The organism is Actinophytocola glycyrrhizae, from assembly GCF_042653545.1.
GTDB classification, from domain to species: domain Bacteria; phylum Actinomycetota; class Actinomycetes; order Mycobacteriales; family Pseudonocardiaceae; genus Actinophytocola; species Actinophytocola glycyrrhizae.
Genome location: NZ_JBHSIS010000002.1, coordinates 1,411,871 through 1,435,583, shown reverse-complemented (window position 1 = coordinate 1,435,583; position 23,713 = coordinate 1,411,871). Strand labels below are relative to the sequence as shown.

General features: G+C 67.4%; 23 protein-coding genes and 2 pseudogenes. 15 read left to right on the top strand and 10 right to left on the bottom strand.

All coding sequences use genetic code 11. The features are described from left to right. Positions 1–24: 24 nt before the first annotated feature. Positions 25–273, bottom strand: a pseudogene (locus ACFPCV_RS05870) (ATP-binding protein); the annotation flags it as partial. 552 nt (positions 274–825) lie between these two features. After that, positions 826–972 carry a hypothetical protein gene (locus tag ACFPCV_RS05865; RefSeq protein WP_378054966.1) on the bottom strand — a complete coding sequence of 49 codons (147 nt, stop codon included), beginning with the start codon at positions 970–972 and terminating at the stop codon, positions 826–828. A 443-nt stretch (positions 973–1,415) separates the two neighbouring features. Here ACFPCV_RS05865 and ACFPCV_RS05860 point away from each other — a divergent pair. The 3 genes and pseudogenes from ACFPCV_RS05860 to ACFPCV_RS05850 all read left to right on the top strand — a co-directional run. Beyond that, positions 1,416–1,751: pseudogene (locus ACFPCV_RS05860) on the top strand (hypothetical protein); the annotation flags it as partial. Between the two features lie 21 nt (positions 1,752–1,772). Continuing rightward, complete coding sequence (locus tag ACFPCV_RS05855) at positions 1,773–2,813, top strand: P-loop NTPase fold protein (protein ID WP_378055032.1); 1,041 nt, start codon at positions 1,773–1,775, stop codon at positions 2,811–2,813. Continuing rightward, complete coding sequence (locus ACFPCV_RS05850) at positions 2,761–3,915, top strand: P-loop NTPase fold protein (protein WP_378054965.1); 1,155 nt, start codon at positions 2,761–2,763, stop codon at positions 3,913–3,915. The genes ACFPCV_RS05855 and ACFPCV_RS05850 overlap by 53 nt, the downstream gene beginning before the upstream one ends. A gap of 15 nt (positions 3,916–3,930) precedes the next feature. Here the strand turns inward: ACFPCV_RS05850 and ACFPCV_RS05845 are convergent, their stop codons facing one another. Then, entirely contained in the window at positions 3,931–4,755 is an 825-nt protein-coding gene (locus ACFPCV_RS05845) for a transposase family protein (RefSeq protein ID WP_378054964.1), read from the bottom strand. Between the two features lie 558 nt (positions 4,756–5,313). On the opposite strand from ACFPCV_RS05845, the gene ACFPCV_RS05840 reads away from it, so the two are divergent. Beyond that, positions 5,314–5,556, top strand: a complete 243-nt coding sequence (locus ACFPCV_RS05840) for a DUF2283 domain-containing protein (protein ID WP_378054963.1) — start codon at positions 5,314–5,316, stop codon at positions 5,554–5,556. 54 nt (positions 5,557–5,610) lie between these two features. Here ACFPCV_RS05840 and ACFPCV_RS05835 read toward each other — a convergent pair whose 3' ends face one another. Further along, positions 5,611–6,204: an inositol monophosphatase family protein gene (locus tag ACFPCV_RS05835; protein WP_378054962.1), complete on the bottom strand. Its 594-nt coding sequence runs from the start codon at positions 6,202–6,204 to the stop codon at positions 5,611–5,613. A gap of 730 nt (positions 6,205–6,934) precedes the next feature. Here ACFPCV_RS05835 and ACFPCV_RS05830 point away from each other — a divergent pair. The 7 genes from ACFPCV_RS05830 (at position 6,935) to ACFPCV_RS05800 (ending at position 11,822) form a co-directional block, all read left to right on the top strand. Then, complete coding sequence (locus ACFPCV_RS05830; protein ID WP_378054961.1) at positions 6,935–7,255, top strand: hypothetical protein; 321 nt, start codon at positions 6,935–6,937, stop codon at positions 7,253–7,255. 77 nt (positions 7,256–7,332) lie between these two features. Then, a protein-coding gene (locus ACFPCV_RS05825; protein ID WP_378054960.1) for an IS5 family transposase occupies positions 7,333–8,249 on the top strand; the annotation gives its coding sequence in 2 pieces (ribosomal slippage) (positions 7,333–7,674 and positions 7,677–8,249; 915 coding nt in all). Between the two features lie 404 nt (positions 8,250–8,653). Further along, entirely contained in the window at positions 8,654–9,133 is a 480-nt protein-coding gene (locus ACFPCV_RS05820; RefSeq protein WP_378054959.1) for an Imm26 family immunity protein, read from the top strand. Next, positions 9,130–9,348, top strand: a complete 219-nt coding sequence (locus tag ACFPCV_RS05815) for a hypothetical protein (RefSeq protein ID WP_378054958.1) — start codon at positions 9,130–9,132, stop codon at positions 9,346–9,348. The genes ACFPCV_RS05820 and ACFPCV_RS05815 overlap by 4 nt, the downstream gene beginning before the upstream one ends. A 288-nt stretch (positions 9,349–9,636) precedes the next feature. Further along, positions 9,637–10,038 carry a hypothetical protein gene (locus ACFPCV_RS05810; protein WP_378054957.1) on the top strand — a complete coding sequence of 134 codons (402 nt, stop codon included), beginning with the start codon at positions 9,637–9,639 and terminating at the stop codon, positions 10,036–10,038. A 385-nt stretch (positions 10,039–10,423) separates the two neighbouring features. Further along, complete coding sequence (locus tag ACFPCV_RS05805) at positions 10,424–10,666, top strand: hypothetical protein (RefSeq protein ID WP_378054956.1); 243 nt, start codon at positions 10,424–10,426, stop codon at positions 10,664–10,666. Between the two features lie 415 nt (positions 10,667–11,081). Beyond that, the gene (locus ACFPCV_RS05800) at positions 11,082–11,822 is read left to right on the top strand and encodes an integrase core domain-containing protein (RefSeq protein ID WP_378054955.1); all 741 of its coding nucleotides are present in this window, start codon (positions 11,082–11,084) and stop codon (positions 11,820–11,822) included. A 179-nt stretch (positions 11,823–12,001) separates the two neighbouring features. Here ACFPCV_RS05800 and ACFPCV_RS05795 read toward each other — a convergent pair whose 3' ends face one another. The 3 genes from ACFPCV_RS05795 to ACFPCV_RS05785 form a co-directional block, all read right to left on the bottom strand. Beyond that, positions 12,002–12,151 carry a hypothetical protein gene (locus ACFPCV_RS05795; RefSeq protein ID WP_378054954.1) on the bottom strand — a complete coding sequence of 50 codons (150 nt, stop codon included), beginning with the start codon at positions 12,149–12,151 and terminating at the stop codon, positions 12,002–12,004. 314 nt (positions 12,152–12,465) lie between these two features. Continuing rightward, a complete protein-coding gene (locus tag ACFPCV_RS05790) occupies positions 12,466–14,343 on the bottom strand; it encodes a sensor histidine kinase (protein ID WP_378054953.1) in 1,878 nt (625 codons plus the stop codon). Further along, positions 14,327–15,034 (bottom strand): response regulator transcription factor, encoded by a 708-nt coding sequence (locus ACFPCV_RS05785; RefSeq protein WP_378054952.1) that lies wholly within the window; start codon positions 15,032–15,034, stop codon positions 14,327–14,329. The genes ACFPCV_RS05790 and ACFPCV_RS05785 overlap by 17 nt, the downstream gene beginning before the upstream one ends. 162 nt (positions 15,035–15,196) lie before the next feature. Between ACFPCV_RS05785 and ACFPCV_RS05780 the strand changes: the two genes are divergently transcribed. The 3 genes from ACFPCV_RS05780 (at position 15,197) to ACFPCV_RS05770 (ending at position 16,901) form a co-directional block, all read left to right on the top strand. Beyond that, a complete protein-coding gene (locus ACFPCV_RS05780) occupies positions 15,197–15,571 on the top strand; it encodes a hypothetical protein (protein ID WP_378054951.1) in 375 nt (124 codons plus the stop codon). Positions 15,572–15,586: 15 nt separating this feature from the next. Further along, a complete protein-coding gene (locus ACFPCV_RS05775; protein WP_378054950.1) occupies positions 15,587–16,252 on the top strand; it encodes a class F sortase in 666 nt (221 codons plus the stop codon). 91 nt (positions 16,253–16,343) lie between these two features. After that, positions 16,344–16,901, top strand: coding sequence for a hypothetical protein (locus ACFPCV_RS05770; RefSeq protein WP_378054949.1), 558 nt, complete (start codon positions 16,344–16,346; stop codon positions 16,899–16,901). 265 nt (positions 16,902–17,166) lie between these two features. Here the strand turns inward: ACFPCV_RS05770 and ACFPCV_RS05765 are convergent. Both ACFPCV_RS05765 and ACFPCV_RS05760 read right to left on the bottom strand, forming a co-directional pair. Beyond that, positions 17,167–17,969 (bottom strand): IS5 family transposase gene (locus ACFPCV_RS05765; RefSeq protein ID WP_378055031.1). Its coding sequence is split into 2 segments (ribosomal slippage): positions 17,167–17,210 and positions 17,210–17,969, totalling 804 coding nucleotides; the frame shifts between segments, so codons are not numbered across the junction. A gap of 174 nt (positions 17,970–18,143) precedes the next feature. After that, positions 18,144–18,494, bottom strand: coding sequence for a hypothetical protein (locus tag ACFPCV_RS05760; RefSeq protein ID WP_378054948.1), 351 nt, complete (start codon positions 18,492–18,494; stop codon positions 18,144–18,146). Positions 18,495–18,850: 356 nt separating this feature from the next. On the opposite strand from ACFPCV_RS05760, the gene fxsT reads away from it, so the two are divergent. After that, positions 18,851–22,114 carry an FxSxx-COOH system tetratricopeptide repeat protein gene (gene fxsT, locus ACFPCV_RS05755; RefSeq protein ID WP_378054947.1) on the top strand — a complete coding sequence of 1,088 codons (3,264 nt, stop codon included), beginning with the start codon at positions 18,851–18,853 and terminating at the stop codon, positions 22,112–22,114. Here fxsT and ACFPCV_RS05750 read toward each other — a convergent pair. After that, the gene (locus ACFPCV_RS05750; RefSeq protein WP_378054946.1) at positions 22,111–23,709 is read right to left on the bottom strand and encodes an HEXXH motif domain-containing protein; all 1,599 of its coding nucleotides are present in this window, start codon (positions 23,707–23,709) and stop codon (positions 22,111–22,113) included. The two genes, fxsT and ACFPCV_RS05750, sit on opposite strands and share 4 nt — an antisense overlap. Positions 23,710–23,713 lie beyond the last annotated feature (4 nt).

Genomic DNA, 23,713 nt, shown 5'->3' with positions numbered 1-23,713 from the left:
CGTCGGCACGTAGGCCGGGAGTATCGCATCCACCTGGTACCCGCCGCCCGGCCGCGGGCCGGTGCGCAGCGTGCCGCCGACCAGCTCCACTCGTTGCCTCAGACCGCGCAGCCCTGCACCGGACCCGCTGCCGGCCAGCGCGCCGTCCGGCGGGCGGCGGGCGGCGCCGTTGACGACCTGCACCGTCATCCCGTCGGCTCGGTAGGCCAGCGCCACCGTCACCTCCGCGCCGGGGGCGTGCTTGCGGGCGTTCGTCAGCGACTCCTGCACCACCAGGTACGCGGTGCGCAGGACCGTGGGGGAGATGTGCGCCGGGTCGCCGTCGACAGCGCGGTCCACCTGCTCGCCGACCGCGCGGGCGTCGGCCACCAGTGTTCGGGCGTCGGGCGCGGCCGGCTCCTCCGGCGGCGCGGCGCGCCCTTCCCGCCGCCTGGCAGGCCCTGACGCGGACCACGACCCGCCTCGGCCACCAACTCGGCACGGCACTGCGCCACCACGCCGGACGTCTGTGGGTGACGGCCAGTGGCCCACTCCGGCCCAGCGGGCGCATCGCGGCACCCTGCTCGACGCATCTGATGGTCTGGTGGGCCGCGCTGCTCCTCGGCGTGCTCTGCCTGCTGGTGCTGCTGTGACGCCGGGCAATTCGATGTCTTCACGAAGGTGGTCGGGCCCGCCAGTCGTCGGTGTTTCCCTTCGGTCGCTGCACCCGCCGTTCTCGCTCGCCAACGACCACTGGACATGCGAGCGGCGACCGTCGGGCGACCGCAGGACTCGTGGATGGTGACTGGACGTGGCCCGAGCCGGGAGCCGTTCGTGAGGCCGCCGTCAGCGCTTGCGGCGGAATTTCGTCACGGCCTGGCGGGCGCGCTCGCGGTTGCGGGGATCCTTCGCCATCGTCCGTGCCTTGGTGGTCATCTGCCGGCCCCGCGGGCCGCGCATGAAGCTCTTGATCCGGTTCAACAAACCAGCCATCACGTTCTCCTTCGTCGATGTCGTTCAATCCGGGCATACCCGCCGCCCGCGGCGTCAACCCTGCTGTCGGTGAGGCCCCGATTCCGGCGGCACCGGTCAGCCGACCGGTGCCGCCGAGCGGTCGGTAGACGGAGCGTTCGAGCGTCGTCGGTCTCGGACGGCCCACCCTGCGCGCCGCGACTCCGGTGCCCGGTCCGCGGACCGGGCATTAAGCTGACAGATCACCATGACGTCATTGACTTTTCCCGAGCCGTTCGCCAGGTACGAAGGCGCGATCCGTGCCATCGCCGTGTTTCCCGACGGGGACGGGATCGTCGTCGGGGGCGACGACCCGGTGGTCCGGAACATGGACCTGCGGGCCGGTCTGTTGCGGGGCAGCCTGGCGCGACCCGAAGGACGCCTGCTCGCCGCTGCGGTGACGCGGGACCGCGGGCTCGTGTTGTGTGGCGCCGAGGACAGCACGGTGTGGCAGCTGGACGACTCGCCTTCCTCCGTCCCGGTGCCCGGATGGGGTCCGGCTACCGTGGCGGCGGTGTCGTCCACCGGTGACGCGATCGTCGCGGCCGGCACGACTTCGCTCCGGGTGTGGGAACGCGGCGAGGACGGGCACTACGCCGAGGCGGACGGTCCGGCCACGGGGTTCGCCGTCCGCGCGCTGGCGACGACCGGTTCGTCGTCGGCGGGCACACGCCGCCGTGGTCGTGCTGAACCGGGCCGGGACCGTGGTGCGGGAGTTTCCCGGGCATCGACCGGACGTCGTCGCCGTCGCTGCCACCCCAGACGGGTCGTGGGTGGTGAGCTTGGACAAGGACCGCGTGGTGCGGCTGTGGAGTGCGGCCTCTGCCCGTCCTGAACCGGTGGAGCTGACCGGGCACTCGGGCGACGTGCTGAGGATCGCGCTGTCCCCGGACGGCACCCAGGTCGCGGCCGGTGACCTCGCCGGGCACATCTGGGTCTGGCAGCGCAGGCACCCTGCCGTGGCGTCGCAGCTGGTCGGGCACGGCGCGCCGATCACGGCGCTTGCGATCACCCCGGACAACGCGCGGCTGGTCAGCGGAGCCGAGGACGGCACCGTCCAGTTGTGGGAACTCGCCTCGAGCGCCCCGATCGACGTCCGCAAGCCGCTCCAGCCGCGGCCCGGCGTGCTCAGCGACCGGGAGAGCACCGCTGACCTGCTCGGGTTCCGCGCGGACGTGGACGGTATCGCCACGCTGATCGCGGACCGGCAGACCGAGCTGCCGCTGGCCATCGCGCTGCTCGGCCGGTGGGGGTCGGGCAAGTCCAGCTTCGTGCGGCAACTCCAGGACCGGGTGGCCAGGCTTGCCGATCAGTCGCGGGGCAACCCCGCCCGCAGAGTGTTCGCCAACGCGGTGCGGCAGGTGCGGTTCAACGCCTGGCACTACGCCGACGACCAGCTGTGGACCGGGTTGCTGGACCACCTGTTCGCGGAGCTTGCCCGGCCGGAGACGCCACCGGACTCCGAACAGGCGCGTGCGGAGCGAGATTTTCTGCGTACCCGGGTGCGGAACCTGGACGAGCTGAACGGGAAGCCGGCCGGTGTCGGGCGGTTGTTGCTGCTGCCCAAGGTGCTCTGGTCGGCGAGCGCTCCGGTCTGCCTCCTGGCGGGGCCGTGTCCTCGTGCTGGCGCTACTACTCGTGCTCGCCGGTGCCACCGCCACCATCGCGCTGCTCGGCGTCAGCACGGTGCTCACCGCGCTCGTCGCCACCTCGACCGTGCTCACGGCCGTCACCCCGGTGTTCTTGCGCGTCCGCGACGGTTGGCGGGCGGTGCGCGAGTACACGGGCAGGCGCAGGAACGAGCTGGCGGCCGCCCTGCGTGACGCGCGGGTGCGCCTGGCCCGGTTCGACGCGGCGGAACGGCTGGACCTACTGGTGCGGGAGGCCCGCTCCGGCGACTACGAGCAGTACCGCGGCCTGGTCAGCCGCGCCCACGAAGACCTGCGGGGACTCAGCGACGCGGCGGGCGCGGCACTGGCGGAGTGGGAACTCGCGCGCCCGGACCGGCCCCCGCCGCTGGAACGGATCGTTCTCTACATCGACGACCTGGACCGGTGTCCGCCGCGCAAGGTGGTGGACGTGCTGGCCGCTGTGCACCTGCTGCTTGGCCTGCCGCTGTTCGCCGTCGTGGTCGCGGTGGACCCCCGCTGGCTGCGGCACTGCCTTGACCAGCACCACCTCGACCTCTTCGGCGGTGCCACCCCGGCCGACTACCTGGACAAGATCTTCCAGGTGGTCTTCGCGTTGCGGCCCATGGGAGAAGGCGCCGCTCCGTTCATCGACGCGCTGATACCGGTGGACGGCGCGGAGACCGCCGCGCTGATGGTCCTGAGCTTCTTCGTCGTGCCCGCTGGGTCAGACCCCCTCGCCGACTGCGCGAGGTCGGTGGACCTTGAGGTCAGTGTGTCGACGGAGAAGGCGGCGCTGGTCACGGAGCTCGCCGCCGACTACGCCGGCGCGGAACGCGCCGTCGGCGGCCGGTGCGTCGACGACCTCTCCGTGCACGGCATGACCTCCGGCAAGGCCAAGGTCGCTCTGGCCGCCGGCTGGCGGCTGGGCGGCGAGGACCTGCCGCCGGAACCGCAGGTGTGGCTGCCCACGTCGTCGATGTGGACCCAGCTGCTGACCCACGATACCGAGGCGGGTGGCGGGACGGATCCCGCCACGCCGTCGCTGGGATCCGTCACCGCCAGCACACTCGTGATCGCCATGCCGCAGGCAGTCGCCGACACCCTCGAGGAAGCGCGAGCGCCGCTGACCGACTGGCAGGACGTCTTGCGGCTCGCGGGCGAGCCGGGCGGGTGGGCAGCCCACGGGCGCCCGGAATGGGGGCCGTTCTTGCTCGGCCGGGACAATCCGGAGGTGTCCACGTCTGGTCTCGCGGCCATTGAGCCATTCCGCGTAACCGTTGGTCGCTGCGTGTGATCAAGTTCTGTTTGGTCAGGTGGTGCGGTGGTGTTCGTGGTGGAGCAGCACCACAGCGGCTGCGACGATGCCGCCGAGGCGCCAGGGGCAGCCGCGGTGGCGGCGGAGGGCCTTGTAGGTGGTCTTGAGTAGCGAGTTGGCGCGTTCGCCGAGGCAGCGCAGAGCGCCGTGGATGGCGTTGTATGCCTGCTCGTCGACGGTCAGCTGACCGTCTTTTGGTTTCTTGAACGGAATCGTGAAGGTCTCTGGCTCGCCTTCGTAGCCCAGGTCGGCCAGCGCGAGGGCGCCGTCGCTGATCCAGTCGGTGATCCTGGCCAGTAGGTCGGGGTCGGCGCGGGCGGCACTCGTGTCGTGCTCCCGGCCCGGACGGACACCGGAGGTCCACAGTGGCCACCCATCCGGGGCGGAGACGACCTGGATGTTGCCACCGTGATGGCGGTGCTTGCCGCTCCACCACAAGTCCACCCCGCGAGTGGGGCCCGGTGTGGAGATCCGGTCGGTGTGGATCAGTGTGCCGTCCACGATCACATGCGAGTGGCCAGCCGCTTTCGCCGCCAGCAACGCCCCGTGCAACGACGGCTGACGCGCGGCGAGCACCGCGATGCCCTCGTCCCGATACTCGTATGCGGTGGACACGGCAATGTTGTTGTCCCTGGCCAAAGCCGACATCCGGGTGTCGTCCAGGAACCGGCGCAGCACCAGCACGGCCTGCTTGTAGGTCCCCAACGCGCGAGCGCCCTTGCGGGTACCCCGCCGGACACGCTCGGCATACAGCAAACCAGACAGGAACAAGACGCTGTCCTCGGATACCTCCAGGACAGCGGTGTATGCGACACTCATCAGGCGCAGAACCTCTATGAAGTTGATCTCGGAAGGACCACCTTCATACCGGGGTTCTGCGCTCTTTTGTTGTATGTCAACAGGATCGGCGTGCCGCTACCGCCGCCACAGACCACCGCTACCCACAGGCACCAACGGCTACCCGGAATAGCTCATTGCGCACAACCTGACAGTCGCTATCATCAACACGTACTACGTACTCGCGGGAACTCGGCCAGTCCTGGTTCACAACTGTGGTGGATATTTCCCGGGCATGCAACTTTCCTGCACCTGTGAAGGCATCGGCGACATCACGTACCATGTGGCCGACAGCGTGGACAACTTCTCAGATCACGCGATGCAACGTCTGAGGACGCGTGGAGTTTCGGAAGGGGATGCACGTGCAGTTCTCGAAAGGCAACCGTTCGACTACTTTCATGACGATCAGTGGAAGTTAGGCTATTGTGATCCGAATTCCAAGGTGTTTGTCGCCAAAACACCGAAGGAAATGTGGCAACGGTAATGGTCAATGTGAACAGGTCGTACATTGACAGGCTCATGAAGAATAGTAGGTGAGATATGACGGACATTCAGGTCACCTATGACGAGGCCGCGAATGCGGCATATATCTACTTCGATCCCGGGCCGCCGGGTGCAAAAGTCGCTCACATGTACTCATGTGACCCGATCGAAGCCGGGATGATAAACATCGACTTCGACGAGGACGGACGGATCATCGGTGTTGAAGTGTTGGCAGCCGATGCCAAGCTGCCGCAGTCGTTGATCGACCAGGCTCAACGGATCGGTATCGACAGAACGTAATTTTGGATGTCTGGGCCAAGACATTTGCAGATGCCTGCTCAAAGGCACCCGCTGCTACACCCACAACGGCACGAGCGTCGCCATGCGCGTCGGCGGCGCCAACCCCCAATACCTCCAAAACGACCAACATGGCACCGCCCAAGTCGCCGTCGATTCCACCCCATCCTCCGGCTTCGCCACTACCCGCCGGTCCGCGACCCAGACCAGCGCGAGGCTGGTGGACAGAACCTGCGGGTGCAGCGTGAACCTGTCGCTGGTCAAGAGGTCGACGGCCCGGAACCAGGTCGCGTTGGGGAATGGAGGGTCGAGGTCGGCGAGCCGGCTGCCAGGATCGGGGCGCAGTGGTGCGTCCCCGGCCTCCGAGTGGACGTGGGCGCCCTCGCCGCCAATCCAGAACACCTCGCCGGAGAACGGGTCGGCGGTGACGGCGAGGACGCCGCCAGTACCGTGCAAAGCCACGTTGACGGCGACCAGCGGGGTGCGTGCCGCGAAGTTGCGCGTTCCGCCCAACGGGTCGACCAGCCAATGGCGTTCGGCGCCGTTCGGACCGGAGCGGCCGCCCTCCTCGCCGACGAAACCGTCCTTGGGGCGGGCGTCCCGCGCGTGCCGCTCGACGTGCTGGACGCCGCGTGGGAAGCAGCGACGCACCAAACTCCGCTACCAATGGAGAACAGGCACCGGCGACGGCTCCAACCAGCCCATCATCGCCGGCGTCCGCCTCCCCACCGCCGAAGAAATGCAACACAGCATGTCCATCGGCATGCCAACCCCGATGGCCCCAGGAGATACATACCAACAGGCCGTAACCAACTGGGCCACCTACACGTGCAACAGCGGCGGCGCCCGCGCCCACCCAGGCTTCTGTGAATGGTCCTACAGCATCGGCAATGAACGAGCCGATGGTTGGGATGCGCTCCTATCCGTTTTCCACGGCTGTTACTGTAGCTGCCCCCATTGGGCGTGGTGCCGGCACGGCTGCTAAAAGCACGGCGAAGGTGCCGGCTGTCGGGAACGACCTGATGAAGCCGGGCCATGGGCGGTGGAGTCGGTTCCATCCAGCGCAGTCGGTAAGACTACCGCCGCCGAGCGCGCACAACTGAACCCCTCGGAGCGAAGTATGGATGCCACTCATGTGGTGCACGTTCGCCTGGAACCAAGTCTGGAAACTGGGTTGGTGATCACATGCCAGTGTCACGGACTGTCTCCCCTGGCACACCTCAGGTACTCTTTCCGCAATGCTTGTCGTGCAGCAATGCCCAGGGTCTGTGGGTGATCAACCTCTCATGCAGCAAGGGCAGATTTGAGGATGTAGTCATGGAGGATTGCGGATATGTTGAGGGTTCGGCTGGATGCGGAGTTTCCGTATGGTGTGCTGCTCGTGGCTGACGTCGAATCGACTGAGCCCATTCCAGCCTGGGCTACGGCCGAGGACCAGGTAACGGCTGCGAAAACAGCTCTGGTGGTGCGCGTGCTACATGCTGACGATGGCGAGACATCGGTGAGGATTTGGGATACTGACGCGGAAGTATCTGGTGTTCAAATATTCACAGGCAGTATTGAACTGCCAAGCGGTGTTATTCGCGTGTCGGATGCGCATCGTGAGCAAAAAACGGAGTTGAATCTCGGGGTAGGTCGACATGATATAACAGTGTTCGCCGATGCTAATACTGAGGCTTCTGTCATAGATTTGATTGTTTGAACCGGTCTTGTCGTGCGCCCGCGTTGTCAGCCAACGACCATGCGTGCTTGGTGGGTGTGTTCGATAGAACCTAGGTCATGTTTGATCGGCATGACTTGACTGATGAGGAGTGGGCACGGCTGGAGCCGTTGTTGCCGGATCGGACGCCGTGTCGGGGTGGCCGGTGGATGGATCACCGTCAGGTGATCAACGCGGTGTTGTGGCGGACGCGGGCGGGTGTGTCGTGGCGGGATGTGCCCGCCGAGTACGGGAATTGGAAGACGATCTATAACCGGCACTACAGGTGGGCGAGCGAGGGTGTGTGGGCGGACATCCTCGACGGGTTACGCCGCGGGCGCGACCAGTCGGAGGGCCCGGACTGGGCGGTGGCGGTCGATGGGACCGTGGTGCGTGCCCACCAGCACGCCACCGGTGCCCGCCACGCTCCTCCAGTTCACACAGGGGGATCTGTCGAATGACAAATTCCGCCGTACTGTCCGCGGAGCAGGTCGCGGAGCGGGAGGCTCTGGGGCGGTCTCGGGGCGGGTTGACCACGAAGATCGTGCTGGCCGGTGACTCGCGAGCACGTCCGATCTCGCGTGTCACCACGGCCGGTCATCGGCACGACTCGACCGCTTTCGCCGCGGTGATGGACGGTATCCGGATCGAGCACGCCGGTCCGGGGCGTCCCCGCAGCACGCCGGGGCACTTGTTGAGGGACAAGGCGTTTTCCAGCAAGACCATCCGCGAACAGTGCCGTCGGCGTGGGATCACCGCGACAATTCCGGAGAAGGCCGACCAGATCCGCCACCGCGCCAAGCGCGGCAGCCGCGGAGGACGACCGCCCGCGTTCGATGCCGAGCGCTACAAGCAACGCAACACCGTCGAACGTTGTATCAACAAGCTCAAGGGATTCCGGGCGGTGGCCACCCGCTACGACAAACGCGACTTCATGTATCAAGCCACCATCGACGTCGCGTCCATCCGGATCTGGCTCAAAGACCCCGTTTCATGATCCACGGGACACGCCCTAGACCGGGGCATTTCAGATGCGGGAGACGGTAGCGCCCGGGGGTGGCGTGTACCGGCTGGTCGACCCGACGACCGGGGAGGTCGTGCGGACGGGACGAAGCGGGGACCCGCCAGACGGGCTGGAGAGCGCCGCAAGTCGGCCGGCACAGAGGACTACGAGTTCGAAGTGATCTTCCGGACCTATAACTACGCCGAACAACGAGGCTTGGAGCAGCTCGCGCACGACGCTCATGGCAGGCCCCGCATGAATCGCATCAACGGGATCGGCCCGTACGATCCGCGCAGGAACCACTACCTCGGCGCTGCGGATGACTTCCTGGCCCGGTTTGGAGTTGGATGATGGCGAAGCGCTCACGGTCGTCGTTGCCGTATCGACGTGGTGATTGGGTGGCCGTGCCGCTGAGGGACGAGGGGTACGTAGTCGGCATCGTCGCGCAGGCTGACGGTGCCGGCGGTGTCACCAGTTACTTCTTCGGACCTCGGCGACTGGTGGTGCCCGAGGTTGTCGAGTTGGCGTCGTCCCTCCGCCCCTCGGATGCGATTCACACCTGCAACTATGGAGATCCAGGATTGGCCGATGGCAAGTGGTCTGTTATAGGCGGCCATGAGGAATGGGAGCCGGATAACTGGCCGGTGCCGGTTTTTGGTTACATCGAAGGGCCTGGCAGGCTGGCGTGGAAGGTCACATACAAAGATGACAATCTGACCGAATATGCGACGCGGGAGCAAATTACGGTCGAGGAATGCTTGCGCTTGCCAAAAACCGGAGTATCCGGATCGGGGGCAGTCGAGAAGGCGTTGACCCACCTGCTCAACGGGGGCACCCTGTATGACCCGCGAGTGCAAGCCTACGGCGGTACCCGGTGAGCGAGCACGCCGTCCTCGTGCACCTGTCCGGTTCGCTCGAGCCGACCGACCTAGCCGACGTTGCGGACCTCGAAGACGTCCTCATCGATGCCATCGGCCAGATAGGCGCGGGTGAGCTCGACGGACACGAGTGGATCTCCACAGCGGAGACGTTGTTATTTACCCCTACGGCGCGGACGCCAACCAACTGGCCGGGGCGATCATCGATGTCCTAGTCGGACAGTCCTACGGGCAGAGTGCTTGCCTAGTCAAACGCTATGGACCGCCGGGAGCTTGCGAGGAACGTGTGGAGATTCGAACTCACCCAAGCCGTTACCCTGGTTAGACGCTGATCAGCCCCTCACTGACGTCGAGGTCGAGGCGATGGCGACATTCCATCGACCAACCGATGGCGGTCGACTGGGACAGGATGGCGCCGTTCGATGTCAACGTAGATGGGCAGTACTACGAGGGTGGGTATGGCTACAGGTAGATTCGGGCGTACGTATGTGCGCTTAGCCACAATGGCGACGACGGTTGTTATCGGTCTGGGGTCTGTTCTCGCCTGCGCCCCGAACGAGCCCTCGGTGGAGAGGGACTCCGTACTCGAGCAGCAGTTGATGTCCATCCAGGAGGGTGGTGAGCAGCAACGCCTGCATGACCTCGTGGCGGGCGACTGGTCAACTGTTCATATCTTCGACATGGAATCCGTAGTACGTGATTACGTTGAGGAACGAGTAGGCCACTCAATCGACATGTCCGACCACTTCCTTACAGAGGGAATGCTTCTCGTGTTCGTCAACGACGAGGAGGTCGTGCGGGGGGCAACCGTCTATGACGTGCGGTTCATGCTCGATTACCAGACAGGTGACGTCGAGGCAGTCGTCGAGCACGACACCACTACCGGCTATCTCAAACTGAAGTAGCCTGGCCCCGGCCACGTTACCGAGGCGAGGCAGTGCGGACGTTCGTTACTTGGGGCGGCTGGCCTCGTTTAGACGTGTGGGCGGTGAGATACTTCCGCTGCCGCGTTTGACTTAGGGCTGTCACGTAACCCGGGTGTCGGGTTGCTTGACCAGTAGTTGATCATGTTTGTTGTGGTGCAGGTGATCACAGCGTCGAGGTCGGAGTGGATTGCCCTGTTGGGAAACCAGATCTGGGGTACTGGCGCTCAAGGTGCCAAGGCGCTCATCGGTACCCGCAGCGCTACCGAGTTTGCGCGAATTCCTGGGGTGAACGTCCAGAGCGCGACGACGGTCGGGAACTCGGCGACATCATCAAGGCACTGGGCGGGTGATGATAGTGTCCAGCGTGCGCACCACGATGCCTAGCTTGAAGTTGACCTGTCTCGAGGGTGATCAGTGCTCGGTCTACCTCGAGCCCTGGGGCAGGGAGTACATCCTGGTGAAAGGCGATGTCTTCCACGTCCAGACCGAGGCTCTGGCATCGGGCGATATCGAGATCAGCTATGTGGGCGGCGGGATCTCGATCGCGTTCTATGCTGACGTTCCCATCCACATCACCGACGGCACGGCCCGTAACTTGTCGATCTGATGTTTGTCGGCGCCTGTGCCGCTCGAAAGTCATCGTCGCTGGTAGGGCGAGGGCGACGCTGTCCTGGGAGTGTGGCTGGGTGGTCGTGTCTCTGCTGTTCAAGGTGACCCGGTGTTGCTGTCAGTTCCGTTGGTGCTGCTGCGCCGCGAGGCAGCGCAGGATGCCGAACTGCTCGCGGCACGAGAACGTGGTCCTACGTCGGCAATTGGCGGGTCTGGTCCGCTATGAGCCCGCGGATCGGTTCTGGTTTGCCGCCTTGTCCGGGTTGGTGGATCGTCGGCGGTGGCGGGAGGTCTTCCCGGTGATGCCGGGCACTCTGGTCGCCTGGCATCGCGGATTCGTGGCCGGTAGGTGGGACTACTCCGCGGGTCGACGCACCGGACGTCCACCGACACGAGTTGCGATCACATCGTTCGTGTGGCGGCTCGCCAGGGAGAACCCATGGTGGGGTCACCGGCGGATCCAAGGCGAACTGGCCTGGCTCGGCCACAGGGGCGCCAGCTCGACGGTTTGGCAGATCCTGCATGACGCGGGCATCGACCCGGCGCCCCGCCGTACCGGGCCGAGCTGGCGTGAGTTCCTCACCGCCCAAGCCCAGGGCATCATCGCGGCGGACTTCCTCCACATCGACACCGCACTCGGCCAACGTCTCTACGCATTGGTGTTCTTCGAACACGGCACCAGGCGCCTGCACGTTGCCGGCGTCACCGCGCACCCAACTCAGGCATGGACGACGCAGCAGGCCAGGAACCTCGCCGCCGACCTCGGACACCGGATGGAGTCCCTGCGCTTCGTGCTCCGTGACCGCGACGGCAAGTACGGCCAGGCGTTCGACGCCGTTCTTCAGGCCGGTGATCTCCGTGTGGTCAAGAGCGCGTCGCAGGCACCGCGGATGAACGCCCACTGCGAACGGGTCATCGGCACCATCCGACACGAACTACTCGACCACATCCAGATCCTGGGAGAAGCCCACGCACGACAAGTCCTCAGGACCTTCGAAGACCACTACAACCGACACCGACCCCACCAGGCCCGCGACCAGCTACCACCCGACGTCCGCCAGCGCCCCACCGACGCGCACGACCACGACGCCCGCAGAGTGCTCCGCACCCGCATCCTCGGTGGCCTCGTCAACGAGTACAGATACGCCGCGTGACATGCGTCGATGACCTTTCGAGCGGCACACGATGCCCCACCTGCCACCAACAACCACCATGACGAACTAACAAAGTCCTACTAGCGGTCGGCGGCGCGGGAGCCACCGTCGGCGATCCCGGTGGCCCGGACGAAGAGACCGTCGGCTCCCAGCGGGTGAGAATCTTGGGGGCGGTGGACCTACCGATCCCAGCGGGCGGCCGACAGCGCGGCGGCTGTGCTATCGGGGGTGTTTCGCAGTGCCTGCCACAGCTTCTCCTCGGCTTCGGTCCGCGGCTTGGCCGAGCCGGGGACAGCTTGCAGCGTGCGGGTTTTGGTGTTGGTGGACATGACTGCCTCGCTTGCGAACGCGACTACCGCTCGTCGGCATGTGCGGACGTTCGTCAGTGACCTCCAGAGCGTCCCGGAGACGTCGTGCCCGGGGGCCGGTCGCACGTGTTGGCCCCCTCGGGCCTGTTGGCGGTCCGCCACGCCGGCATCGAGTTCACCACGAGCGAAGGCCTCGCCCCAGGTGACGACCTGCCCCCCGTTGCAGGAGGCGTTCATCGACAGGAGGCGTTCCAGCGCGGATACCCACCGGGCGCTTTCCTCCGCAGGGTCGCGCACGCCTGGCACCACTCCCCGGGCAGGCCGGTCGGCCTACGTCAGGCCGGGTTCGCGGGCAGGTGGATGGTGAACGTGGTGCCGGTGCCGGGCGTGCTGCGGACGTCGATCCGACCGCCGTGCGCGGCGACCAGGTGATGGGTGATCGCCAAGCCGAGGCCGCTGCCGCCGGAGGCGCGGCTCCTCGACCGGTCGGCGCGCCAGAAGCGGTCGAAGATGTGCGGGAGCGACTCCGCGTCGATCCCGGAGCCGGTGTCGGCGACGTCGATGAGCACCTCGTCACCGGATCCGCGGCGGGCCGCCAGGGCCACCTGGCCACCGGCCTGGGTGTGACGCAGGGCGTTGGACACCAGGTTGCCGAGCGCCTGGCGCAACCGGGTCGGGTCGGCGGACAGGTCGGGATCGCCGTCGATCGTGATCCGCAGCACGATGCCCGCCGCGGTCGCGTGGCCTTGGTGGGCCGAGGCGACCTGCGCCAGGATCGACCTGACGGACACCTGTTCCGGGTGCATCCGCAGCTTCCCCGCGTCGGCGAGGGCGAGGTCCTGCAGGTCGTCGATGATGTGCTGCAGCAACACCGTTTCCTCCACCAGCGAGGCCACCAGCGAGGGCTCCAGGTTCGCCATCCCGTCCTGCGCGGCCTCCAGCCAGCCGCGGATGTTCACCAGCGGGGTCCGCAGCTCGTGCGCGACATCGCTGACCATCGTCCTGCGCTGCCGCTCGGCGGTCTCGATCTGCTCGGACATCCGGTTGAACGCCGTCGCCAGCGCACCGATCTCGCCGCGGGCAGTGGTTTCGACGCGCGTGGATCGTTCGCCGTCACCCATCCTGCGTGCCGCGGAGGTGATCGCATGGATGGGCCGAGTGAGGCGGGTGGCGGCGAGCGCGGTCACGCCGACCGTCAACACGAGCACGGCCAGCGCTGCCCACGCGATCCTGGAATAGCCCACTGTGGACAGATCGAACCGGTCGGCCTGCCCGCCCGGCTTGCCGACGTACAGGTACGCGGGGGCCGATACGTGGGACGCGAGCTGTTCGCGGCGCGCGGAGTCCACGCAGCGCTGGTCGTCCGGCGCTGGGCGCAGCTCGTCCGGCGAGACCAGCTCGGCGGGTCGCGTGGGCAACGGAGCCTTGCCCTGCCGGTCGAGGCACGCGTTGACCAGCTTCAGCAGTTCGGTGCTCGCCGCGGTCTCGGTCGTGGTCGTCGCCGCCGGTCCCGGACAGAGGTCGGCGTGTTCGGACGTCGGCGGGATCTCGACCTTGACCGGGCCGGGCACCGGTGAACTCTGGTCTTCCGACGGCAACAACACGACCGGCGGCGCTCGGTCGACCGGCGCCGCCGACTCCGGTCGTCGTGTCGCAGCAGCGCCGGTCACCTCGTCCACGACGGGGCGGCCGTTGGGCTTCTCGACGATCACCCCGTCGCCGCCGAGGCCGCGCAGGCAGGTCAGCTGCGCCTGCGCGGCGCGGCGCAGCCCGTCGCGCTCGGCGGTGGTCAGGCGGTACGGGCCGACGGCACGCGCGTCGATACCCGACTTCCCGGCGTCCGGCTTGAGCACCGGGTCGACCGACAGCGGATCGACCACCGCCGACGGCGTCCGGGGCAGCGCCGACTCCGGTGCCCCGCCGGAGTCGGCGATCGGCGTCCGCGAGGGGGTCGTCACCGTGATGTGCCGTCCGGTCTCCTTCGCGACGCGGTCCACCAGCACCCGCACACCCGACCAGTTCACGTGGGTGGCGGCGTGGCCGAGCAGCAGGTCGTAGATCTCCGCGTCAGTGGCCAGCGACTCGCTGATCTCCTGGTTGATCGCGCCGCTGGTGCTCTGCGCGGCCAGCCACGCCGAGGCGCCGACCGAGCAACCGGCCACGACCACCGACATCGCGAGCAGCCGCGTGAGCAGGCTATGCCGTCGGGTCATCGGCGCCGATGTCCCTCAGTTTGTAGCCGACCCCGTACACGGTGAGCAGGTGCACCGGGTTGCGCGGGTCGGGTTCGAGTTTGCGGCGCAGGTTCATCACGTGCACGTCGACCGTGCGCTCGGTGACGAACCTGTCCATGCCGAACGCCTGGCTGAGCAGCTGGCCCCGGCTGAACGTGCGGCCGGGCTCGGCGACCAGCACCGCAAGCAACCGGAACTCCGCCGGTGTGCAGTCCAGCGCGGCGCCGCCGAACGTGACCTCGTGCCGCTGCCGGTCCACCACCAGATCACCGGCAGACAACACCGGCTGCGCGCGGCCGCCCGCCCGGTGGGACCGGCGCAGCACCGCACGCACGCGCGCCGCGAGCTGTCTCGGGCTGTAGGGCTTGGTGATGTAGTCGTCCGCGCCGAGGTCGAGGCCGAGCAGCACGTCGTCCTCGGTGGTGCGCGCGGTGAGCAACACGATCGGGACGTCCGACTCGGCACGCAGCACGCGGCACACGTCCAGCCCGTCGACCCTGGGCATCATCACGTCGAGGACCACGAGATCGGGTTTCCTGCGCCGCGCCTCGTCGATGGCGGCCCGACCGTCGTGCACGACGGTCACCGTGTGGTTGTCGTGCACCAGGTAGCGCCGGATCAGTTCGGCCTGCTTCGGATCGTCCTCTGCGACCAGCACCTGTGCGTACACCCCCGCATTATGCGTGCTGTCCCACGCGGGATCTCGCGACCGCCCGACGCGGGCGAAAACCGAACAGGTTCTTCATATTCGGCACACAGGATCTTGAAAACCGCTCCCCAGACTGATCGTCGTCCGGCAACGGCCGGACACCTCGCTGAGGAAAGGACATCCATGAAGCTGGGCCGAGCATGCGCCGCAGGAGCCGTGCTGTGGGCGGTGGCACTCCCGCTGACCGCCGGGACCGCGCTGGCCGACCAGGAGCCCGCGCCAGTGGCGGAGCAGCCGTCGGCGGCGGACCCGACGGCGGCACCGGCGGACACCGCACCGCCGTCGGCCCTGCCGGACGATCCTGGTCCGGTGACGGTCAGCGTGCCGCCACCTGACGCTCAGGTGTCCGTGCGGCCGGAGGGTGCGCCGGAGACCGGCGGCGGGCCGGAGGAGACGGGCATCGACCTGGCCGTGGCCGGTGGCACGACGGCGGTCGTGGCCGTCGCGGCCGGCGGTGCCGTGCTGCTGCTGCGCCGCCGACGCGCTGGCGCACAGTAGGGCCGGGGAGCAACATTGCGGTTCCGCACCACGGGAACCCGGGGAGGCCGCGGCACACTCGCGGCCTCCCTGCTCCTCGTCGTACTCATCCTTGCCGGCTGCTCGGCACCCGATACCGCCGCGCAGCCGACACCACAGCCGACCCAGTCCACGTCACCGCGATCCAAGACGCCGCCACCGCCTGCCGACGAGTCAGGCTCGCTCCCGCGGTCGCGCCCGGTGTGGATCGACGTGCCCGGCATCCGCGCCCACTCCTCGCTGGTACCACTCGGCCTCAACGCCGACCGGACGGTCGAGGTCCCGCCTGTGGACCAGCCGATGCAGGCCGGGTGGTACAAGCACAGCCCGGCACCGGGCCAGACCGGCCCCTCGGTCGTGCTCGGTCACGTCAACGGCGGCGGCCATGACGGCATCTTCGCGCGCCTGCACGAGCTGAAGCCGGGTGACGAGATCCGGATCGGCCGCGAGGACAAGCAGGTCACCCGGTTCGTGGTCGAGCGCATCGAACAGTTCCCGAAGACCGAGTTTCCCGCCGGCCAGGTGTACGGCGACACGAAGGAACCGGAGCTGCGGCTGATCACGTGCGGCGGCTCGTTCGACAAGGCCGCGAACAGCTACCGCGACAACGTCATCGTGTTCGCCGTCTTCACCGGCGTGGTCGACGCCACCGAACCAGGGTGACCGCGCCACGACCACCCAATCTGCGCAGGAAGCAGGGATCTCGATCGCCCACGGACGGCCCGACATCCGTGGTGGCTGCGCGCGGGACGTCGTGTTCGCCGACGGTCTTGCGTTGGGGGTCAACGCCGTCGCCGACACGTCCATGGGGAACACCGATCCGTGCGTGGTGAGCGACGCGCTTGCCGACCACGTCGTCTCGGTGGTTCTGGATGGTCGCGCGGAAAGCCTCACCCTGCCCGAAGGTTCACTCGGCGGGCTCGATGCGTGCACGCTCGTCGGGCCGGAGTTGCTTGCTGCGGTGCCTGGTCTCGGTGCTGACGTCGAGCCGATGGAGTTCGTCGCCGGTCACAGTTGCTGGTGGGAGCACCATGACACGCGGGCGACGCTTGACCTCGAGTTCGAGATCGGACCTCTCCCGGTGGGCGATTCCGGTGGCGCGCTGCACGGTCGTTACACCGCGACGACGCAGTACGCCGATTTCGGTGAGTTCTCGCTGTGTGAGGTCGGCGGCGAACACGTTCCCTTCGAGATGGCGATCGTGGAGAGCGTGACGATCCTTGTGCGGCTCCCCGCTGGCCAGGGCAAGGCTGCGTGCACGGCTGCCTCCACGATCGCGGACAGACTCTGGCAAGCCCTGCCGCCCTTGTGAGCCGACGCCGACCCCATTGGGCCGACTCGGCGTAAGTCGGGTGTCGCCAGGTCGACCTCGGCTCGGAGTGGGAGTCGTCGTCCTTGGAGGCTTTGCTGGGCGAGAAGTAGATGCGTGGTAACGCGATGCGTGTGTTCATCGTCACATAACGTTGCTGGTCGGTCCTATCAGCTGGAGATGCCCACTCTGCGTGTGGGCCTGGTCTCGGTCGGTTACTCCTTTGGTGTCTTGGCGTCAGGTTGTTTCTGAGAGCCTGTTCCTGAACTTATTTCGTGAGGCGTCGGCTGGTGATGCGGATCATGGTCAGCGGACCGTGGCGGCGTGGTGTTCGGGTAGTCGTTCGTAGTCGCGGACGCAGCGGCGGTGTCGGGTGATCCAGGCGAGTGTGCGTTCGACGACCCAGCGTCGGGGCAGGACTTGGAAACCGACGACGTCGTCGGTGCGTTTGACGATCTGCACCACGATCTTGTGGGTGACTTTGGCCCAGCCGAGGAGTTTGCCGGCGTAGCCGCCGTCGGCCCAGACCAGCCGGACGCGGCGGCAGGCGGCGGCCAGCTGGTCGAGCAGTGGGCGGGCGCCGTCGCGGTCTTGTGTCGAGGCTGTGGTGATCAGCACGCATAACAACAGACCAAGGGTGTCCACGACGATGTGGCGTTTGCGGCCGTTGATCTTCTTGCCCGCGTCGAAACCACGGCTGGTTCGTCCCACGGTTTCGGCGGCTTTGATCGACTGGGAATCAGCGATCGCGGCCGTGGGTTCGGCGGTGCGACCTTCCCGCAGGCGTACGCGGTCACGCAGGCTGTCGAGGAGGTTCTGGGTGAGCCCGGCTTTCTCCCACGCGGCGAAGTAGTTGTAGACCGTCGACCACGGCGGGAAGTCCGCGGGCAACGCTCGCCACTTGATGCCGTTGTCCACCAGATAGAAGATCGCGTCGACAACCGCCCGCCGGCAGTGCACTTCCCGTCGTCCGCCCTGCCCGGTCAACCATGCCGGATCCGGTAACAACGGATCGATCAGCGCCCACTGCGCATCGGTGGTGTCCGAGGGATACCGGCGAACACGAGACACCCCCGACGAAGCGTGAAGCGGGCCCAGACGGCAGCACTCCGACCCCGAGACCACACCAGCAACCTCGATACGGCACGATGACAACGGAACTCCTGGTAAAGCGGCGATTCGACACCGACTGCTCTACCAGGAGTTCCTCCATTCCAGCACCCTGACACGCCGACCAAGATCAGTTCAGGAACAGGCTCTTAAGGGCCGAGGCTTCGACGTGCAGCAGGTCTCGTACATGCTCGTCGAGATCAGTCTCCCCGTCGATGAGCGGGTCGGCGGGGTAGTCGAATTCGCGCCGTCCGGAACGTGCGCGGGCAGGTGACGGGTCAGGCTCGGCGGATTGTGCTCATGGTCGGCGAGCAGCGTGACGGTCCAGCCGTACATGTCGACCAGGTACCCGTCGGCGCCGAAAGCGACGTCATAGGCCCGCACGACGGCGAGGTGGATGTCGTCCTCCTGCACGACGCGGCCCGCCCACTGGTCACCCCAGCCCTGATCGCGGATGTCGTCACAGGCACGCAACCACGGCGGCACGTTCTCACCCTGTCGGCTGATGACGTCGTCACCGTAGCGGGTGACACCCGCACGACCTAACGGTGTCGAACCAGTTCCCGGCCCCGGCAGCACATAGCGAGTTCTCGTCGCAAATTCGACGAGGGACCATCAACGTGACAGGCTCGACCGCACCTCCAGCGGTGCGTGAAGAATCGGCAGACTATCCCTTCCGCCAGGCCAGGTGTAACGGACGGCCCAGTGGAGCGACGAGCTATGTCGTGGAATGCTGTGAGTCATGGGTCACATGACACCTGACGCCCGGCAGGATGCCATCAGAACCGGGGCGTACCACCGACACGCCACAGTCGGTGTCTTTCCAGTGCCGAGGTGAGCCCGTGCCACACGAAACCGATGGCAGGCACCGGTCGGGACTGACCATCGCCGACAAGGAGCGCCTCATGGAGGCGCTGAACGCGGTTCCCGTGCTGCGTGACCCGCACCAGCGTCAGCTGGTCCTCGACGAGCTGCGGGACGAGTACGGCAGCCAGTTCGACCCGCTGCGGCACTCCGGCACCAACGCGGACACTTGGGCCCTGGTCAGCACGTGCATGCGCATCGAAGGCGCGATGCGCACCCTGGTGACGATCCTGAAGCTCGTCGGTGGGCAGGCCCTCCAGTGGCAGCAGTTGAGTGAGCTGGTCGAAGAGCTGTTCCCCAGGCAGCCGAACGCCGCGACGGGCGACCACGAGCTGGACCGACGGATCCAGTCGCTTCTCGTCACGGTGTCGGGCGAGGTCGTGGCGAGGGCGCTGCGGCATGAGGTCTTCGAGGGCAGCCGCCTCGGCGGCAACGCCCTGGACGTCTACGCGACCCTGCTGGTCGCGTCCAGGTCGATCCCGCTGCTGACGTTCCTCGAACGGGTCGCGCACGAGCTGCCCGAGTACGACATGGTTGAGCTCCATCGGCTGATCGACCTGCTGGCCGCGCGGCTCGACCTGGCCCATGTCGCGCCGGAGCTGTGTCGTGGCACGGCGCGCGCTGACGAATCCGGGCCCGCCGAACTGAACCCGCCAGCCCTTCCGCCCGTGTCTGAAGATGAAGCGGGGCCCGAGGCCGATGACGACGAGGACGACCCCGTGAACCGCACCCGTGTGAGGCCAGGCCAGGCCGTGACTATGTCCGCGCCGCAGGTGTGGGGCGGGGTGCCGCCGCGCAACAAGCATTTCACCGGCCGCGAGGACATCCTCGTCCAGGTGCAGCGCACGCTGGGTCAGCACGCACAGTCCGCGCTCGTGCCCCAGGCCCTGCATGGCCTCGGCGGGATCGGCAAGAGTCAGCTGGCCGTCGAGTACGCCTACCGCTACCAGAACGACTACCAGCTCGTCTGGTGGGTCCAGGCCAACGACGAACGCTCGGTGCGGCGCTCGCTCGTGTCGCTGGCCAAGCGCCTGCACCTCCCGGAGAGCGCCGACGTCCAGGACACCGTCGACAACGTGCTCGACGTCCTGCGCCGCCGCGACCCGTACACGAGCTGGCTGCTCATCTACGACGACGCCCCGGAGCCCGGCGTCGTCGGCCCGTACCTGCCCTCGGGCGTCGGCCACGTCATCGTCACCTCGCGTAGCCGTACCTGGGCCAGCGAGTCGAACGCCATCGAGGTCGACGTCTTCAGCCCCGAGGAGAGCATCGGCCTGATCCGCAGCCGCTGGCACGACCTCACCGACGACGAGGCACTCGAGCTGGCCACCGACCTCGGCCATCTCCCGCTGGCGCTCGAACAGGCCGCGGCCATGCACGAACAGACAGGCATCCCCCTCGCTGAGTACCAGCGGGCCCTGCGGAACAGCCCGAGTCAGATCCTCGCCGAGGGCAACCCGGCCAACTACCCCCAGTCGGTGGCCGCCACGCTCAGCCTGGCGTTCAACAGCGTTCGTGACATCTCCCCGGGCGCGGCCTACCTCCTGCGGCTCTGCGCGTTCCTCTCCGCCCAGCCCATCGCCCTGCCGCTGCTCACCCGAGGCCGCGCCGCCCAACCCGCCGACCAGGACATCGACCTGGGCGACGACATCAAGGTCCGCCGCGCGGTCCGCGACCTGGGCCGCTTCGCCCTCGTCCAATTGGACATCGGCCGTGACCTCCTCCGTGTCCACAGCCTCGTCCGAGCCCTGATCCGCGACGCCACCCCGGAAGGCGAACGCCCGGCCGTCCAACTGCACGCCCACACCGTCCTGGCAGGCGCCAACCCCGGTGATCCGGACAATCCCAACAACTGGCTGGCCCACGCCCAGATCGCACCGCACGTGGAGCCCGCCGGCCTGGTGTACTCGCTTGACCCAGCCGTCCGGCAGGTCGTTCTCGACCAGATCCGGTATCTGTTCGCCATCGGTGACTTCGCGGGAAGCCGCAAGGTCGGGGAGAGTGCGGTCGAGGTCTGGCGGTCGGCCTGCGGTGAGAGCGACGAGCTGACGCTCGTCGCGAGCAGGCACCTGTCGATCTCGTTGCGGTCGCTCGGGTACTACGCCGAGGCTCGTCAGCTCAGCCAGGAGACTCTGGAGCTGATGGTCGAGACACTGGGCGAGGACCACGAGCACGCCCTTGTCACAGCGGGCAGTGTGGCCGCCGACCTGCGCGTCGCCGGTGAGTTCCGGGAAGCGCTGGCTCTGGACGCCCAGAACCTGGTGCGGCACCGCGAGGTGCTCGGCGAGAGCGACCTGCACACCCTGCGTGCCCTGACCAACCTCGCCGTCGACTACCGCATGGTCGGCGACTTCGCCAAGGCCGCCGAGCTCGACCAGGAAGCCATCGCCATCAAGGCGAGCGCCCTTGGCGAGGACCACATGAGCACACTGTTCTCCTACGGCTGCCTCATGCGTGACCTTTACGGCCTCGGCGAGTACCGGCGCGGGCTGGAGCTGGGACGGGAGAAGCTGCCGCTGCAGGAGCAGCAGATGCCGGACAACCACCGGAACCTGCTGCTGACCAAGCGGACCTATTCGATCCTGCTGCGCAAGGCCGGCCACAACGCCGAGGCGCTCCAGCACGCACGCGACCTGTACGACGTCTGCCGCCGCACCCTGGGCCGCTCCCACGAGCACACGCTGTCCGCGCTCATGAGCCTCAGCAACACGCTGCGGGTGACGGGTGACCACGACGGTGCGCTGCGGTTCGGCCAGCGGGCGCTCACCATCTACCGCGAGGTGTTCGGCGAGCTGCACCCGTTCACGCTGGCCTGCCGGGTGGACGTCGCGATCGTGCTCCAGGCGCTCGACCAGCTCCCGGAAGCCGAAGAGCTGAACGACCCCGCGCTCGACGGGCTGACGACCAGCCTCGGTGAGGACCACCCGCACACGCTGTGCGCGGTCAACACCAAGGCCAGCGGCCTGGCGTTGGCCGGAAGGCACCAGGAGGCCAGAGAGCTGAGCAAGCGGCTGCTCGACCGCTCACGCCACGTTCGGGGCGCGGACCACCCGAACACCCTGGCGTGCGCGGCGAACCACGCGTTGGACCTTGAAGCCACGGGCGACCCGGTCGAGGCAACCGCCCTGCGGCGCGAGATCTTCCCGCTGTTCCGCGAGAAGCTTGGGATCGATCACCCGGAGACGTTGAACGCCAATGCATACCGCCGCGTGGCGTCCGACGTAGAGGTGCCCGCGTCCTAACGAGCCAGCAACGCCCGCAACGGGCGGAGATCGCCGTCCGGTGCGATGACGGCGAACGCGGCACGGACCAGCTCCGGCACTCGGACGACGGGGGACCGGTTCGGCTCGGCGCTCAACCGTCCGCATGCGACGGACAACGTGGCCCACGCCGCGTCATCTGCCGTGTCCGCGCCGATGTACGCCAGCGCGTCGTCGCGGGCTACCTGGTAGTCGCCGGCGACCAGCGGCACGTGGTATGAGACCGCGCCCGGAAAGTGCTGGGCGAACTGGACATCGCCGAGTTTTTGCCGTTCGAACTTGCCCTCCAGCAACGCCATGGCGACTCTTGTCACCGGGTTGTCCCCACTCGGCGCACAGGCCGCTGGGGGAGTCGCGTGACTGATCGGTAGTGAGGTGCCGGCTAGCCAGGCTTCGCCGAAGGCGCGGACGTTCTCCGGGGAGGGCACGATGGTGCGGAGTCGCCACCTCGCCTCGTGCTCGCTGACGAGATCGTCAGCTACGCGGCGGACGTCCTCAGGCCCGGTGTCGACCGGCATCGCGTCGATCGCGGTGCCCAGTGCGGCGACGAGCGCCCTGCCGAGTTCGGTGAGGTCAGAAGCGGTGGACGCCACTCGGTGTGCGACACGCAGCTGCCGTATGTGCCGCGCGTACTCCAGCTCGGTCGGCAGGTCGACGCGTTCCCGCGACCAGAATTCGGCCACGCCGGCGAACGCCATGAGCCCGTGCACGACTCCGGACACCGGCCGGGGATCGTTGCGCCACGGGGAATAGCGCAGCTGGGTCGGCGGCGTCGTGTACAGGTGCCGTAGATCATGGAGGCTGGCGAGCCGGTAGTGCTGCGACTCGTGGATCAGCGTAGCCGCCAACCGCACAGGGCTCATCGGCTCCGTGAGGGCGACTGCGCCTGGTGCGTCCACCGAACTCGCGCTGACACCGCCGATCCGGCCATCCTGCCGGACCGGCACCAGGCACCGCAGCGCGGCGGCCAGCGTGTGCAGCCGGTGCGGGTGGCGTTCGCCCAGGATGGCCCACGCCTCGTCGATCTGGTCCTTCCAGACCGCCACCTCCTCGTTGGTGAGCCGGCCGGTGGTGGGCATGCCGAACGACGACCAATACGGGTCGACGTCGTCGAGCTGTACTTCCAGCGGCACGCCACCGGCGACGCTGTGCAGAGTGCGCACCGATTCCCACGCCGCGGGTTCCGCACCGTTCAACCACAAGCCCAGATCGGTGTCGCACTCCACCAGCTTTTCCGCGGTGGCAATAGAAGCGCGCCCGAATGTGGGCAGGTGAACGGCCCCGGCGTGCACAGGCACCATGACCCGCACGCGCTGTCGAGCGCGCAGTGCGGATATCGCCGCCACTGAGCCGAGATGGGCGAGATGAAGCCACACAGGACTATCCGGATCACGGGAGGTCAGTAGTCGCAGGCAGGTTGCCGCCCACGCACCCGTCTGCGGGCTGCTCAGCAGTTCGGCGACCATACGCGGATCGTGCCGTTGTACCTCTGCCAGAATGCGGAAGCTGTCTCGCACGCCTGACTTCGCCGCCAGGTCGTCGTCGACGATGTCGAGGATCGCGCGCAGCTGTGCCATCCGC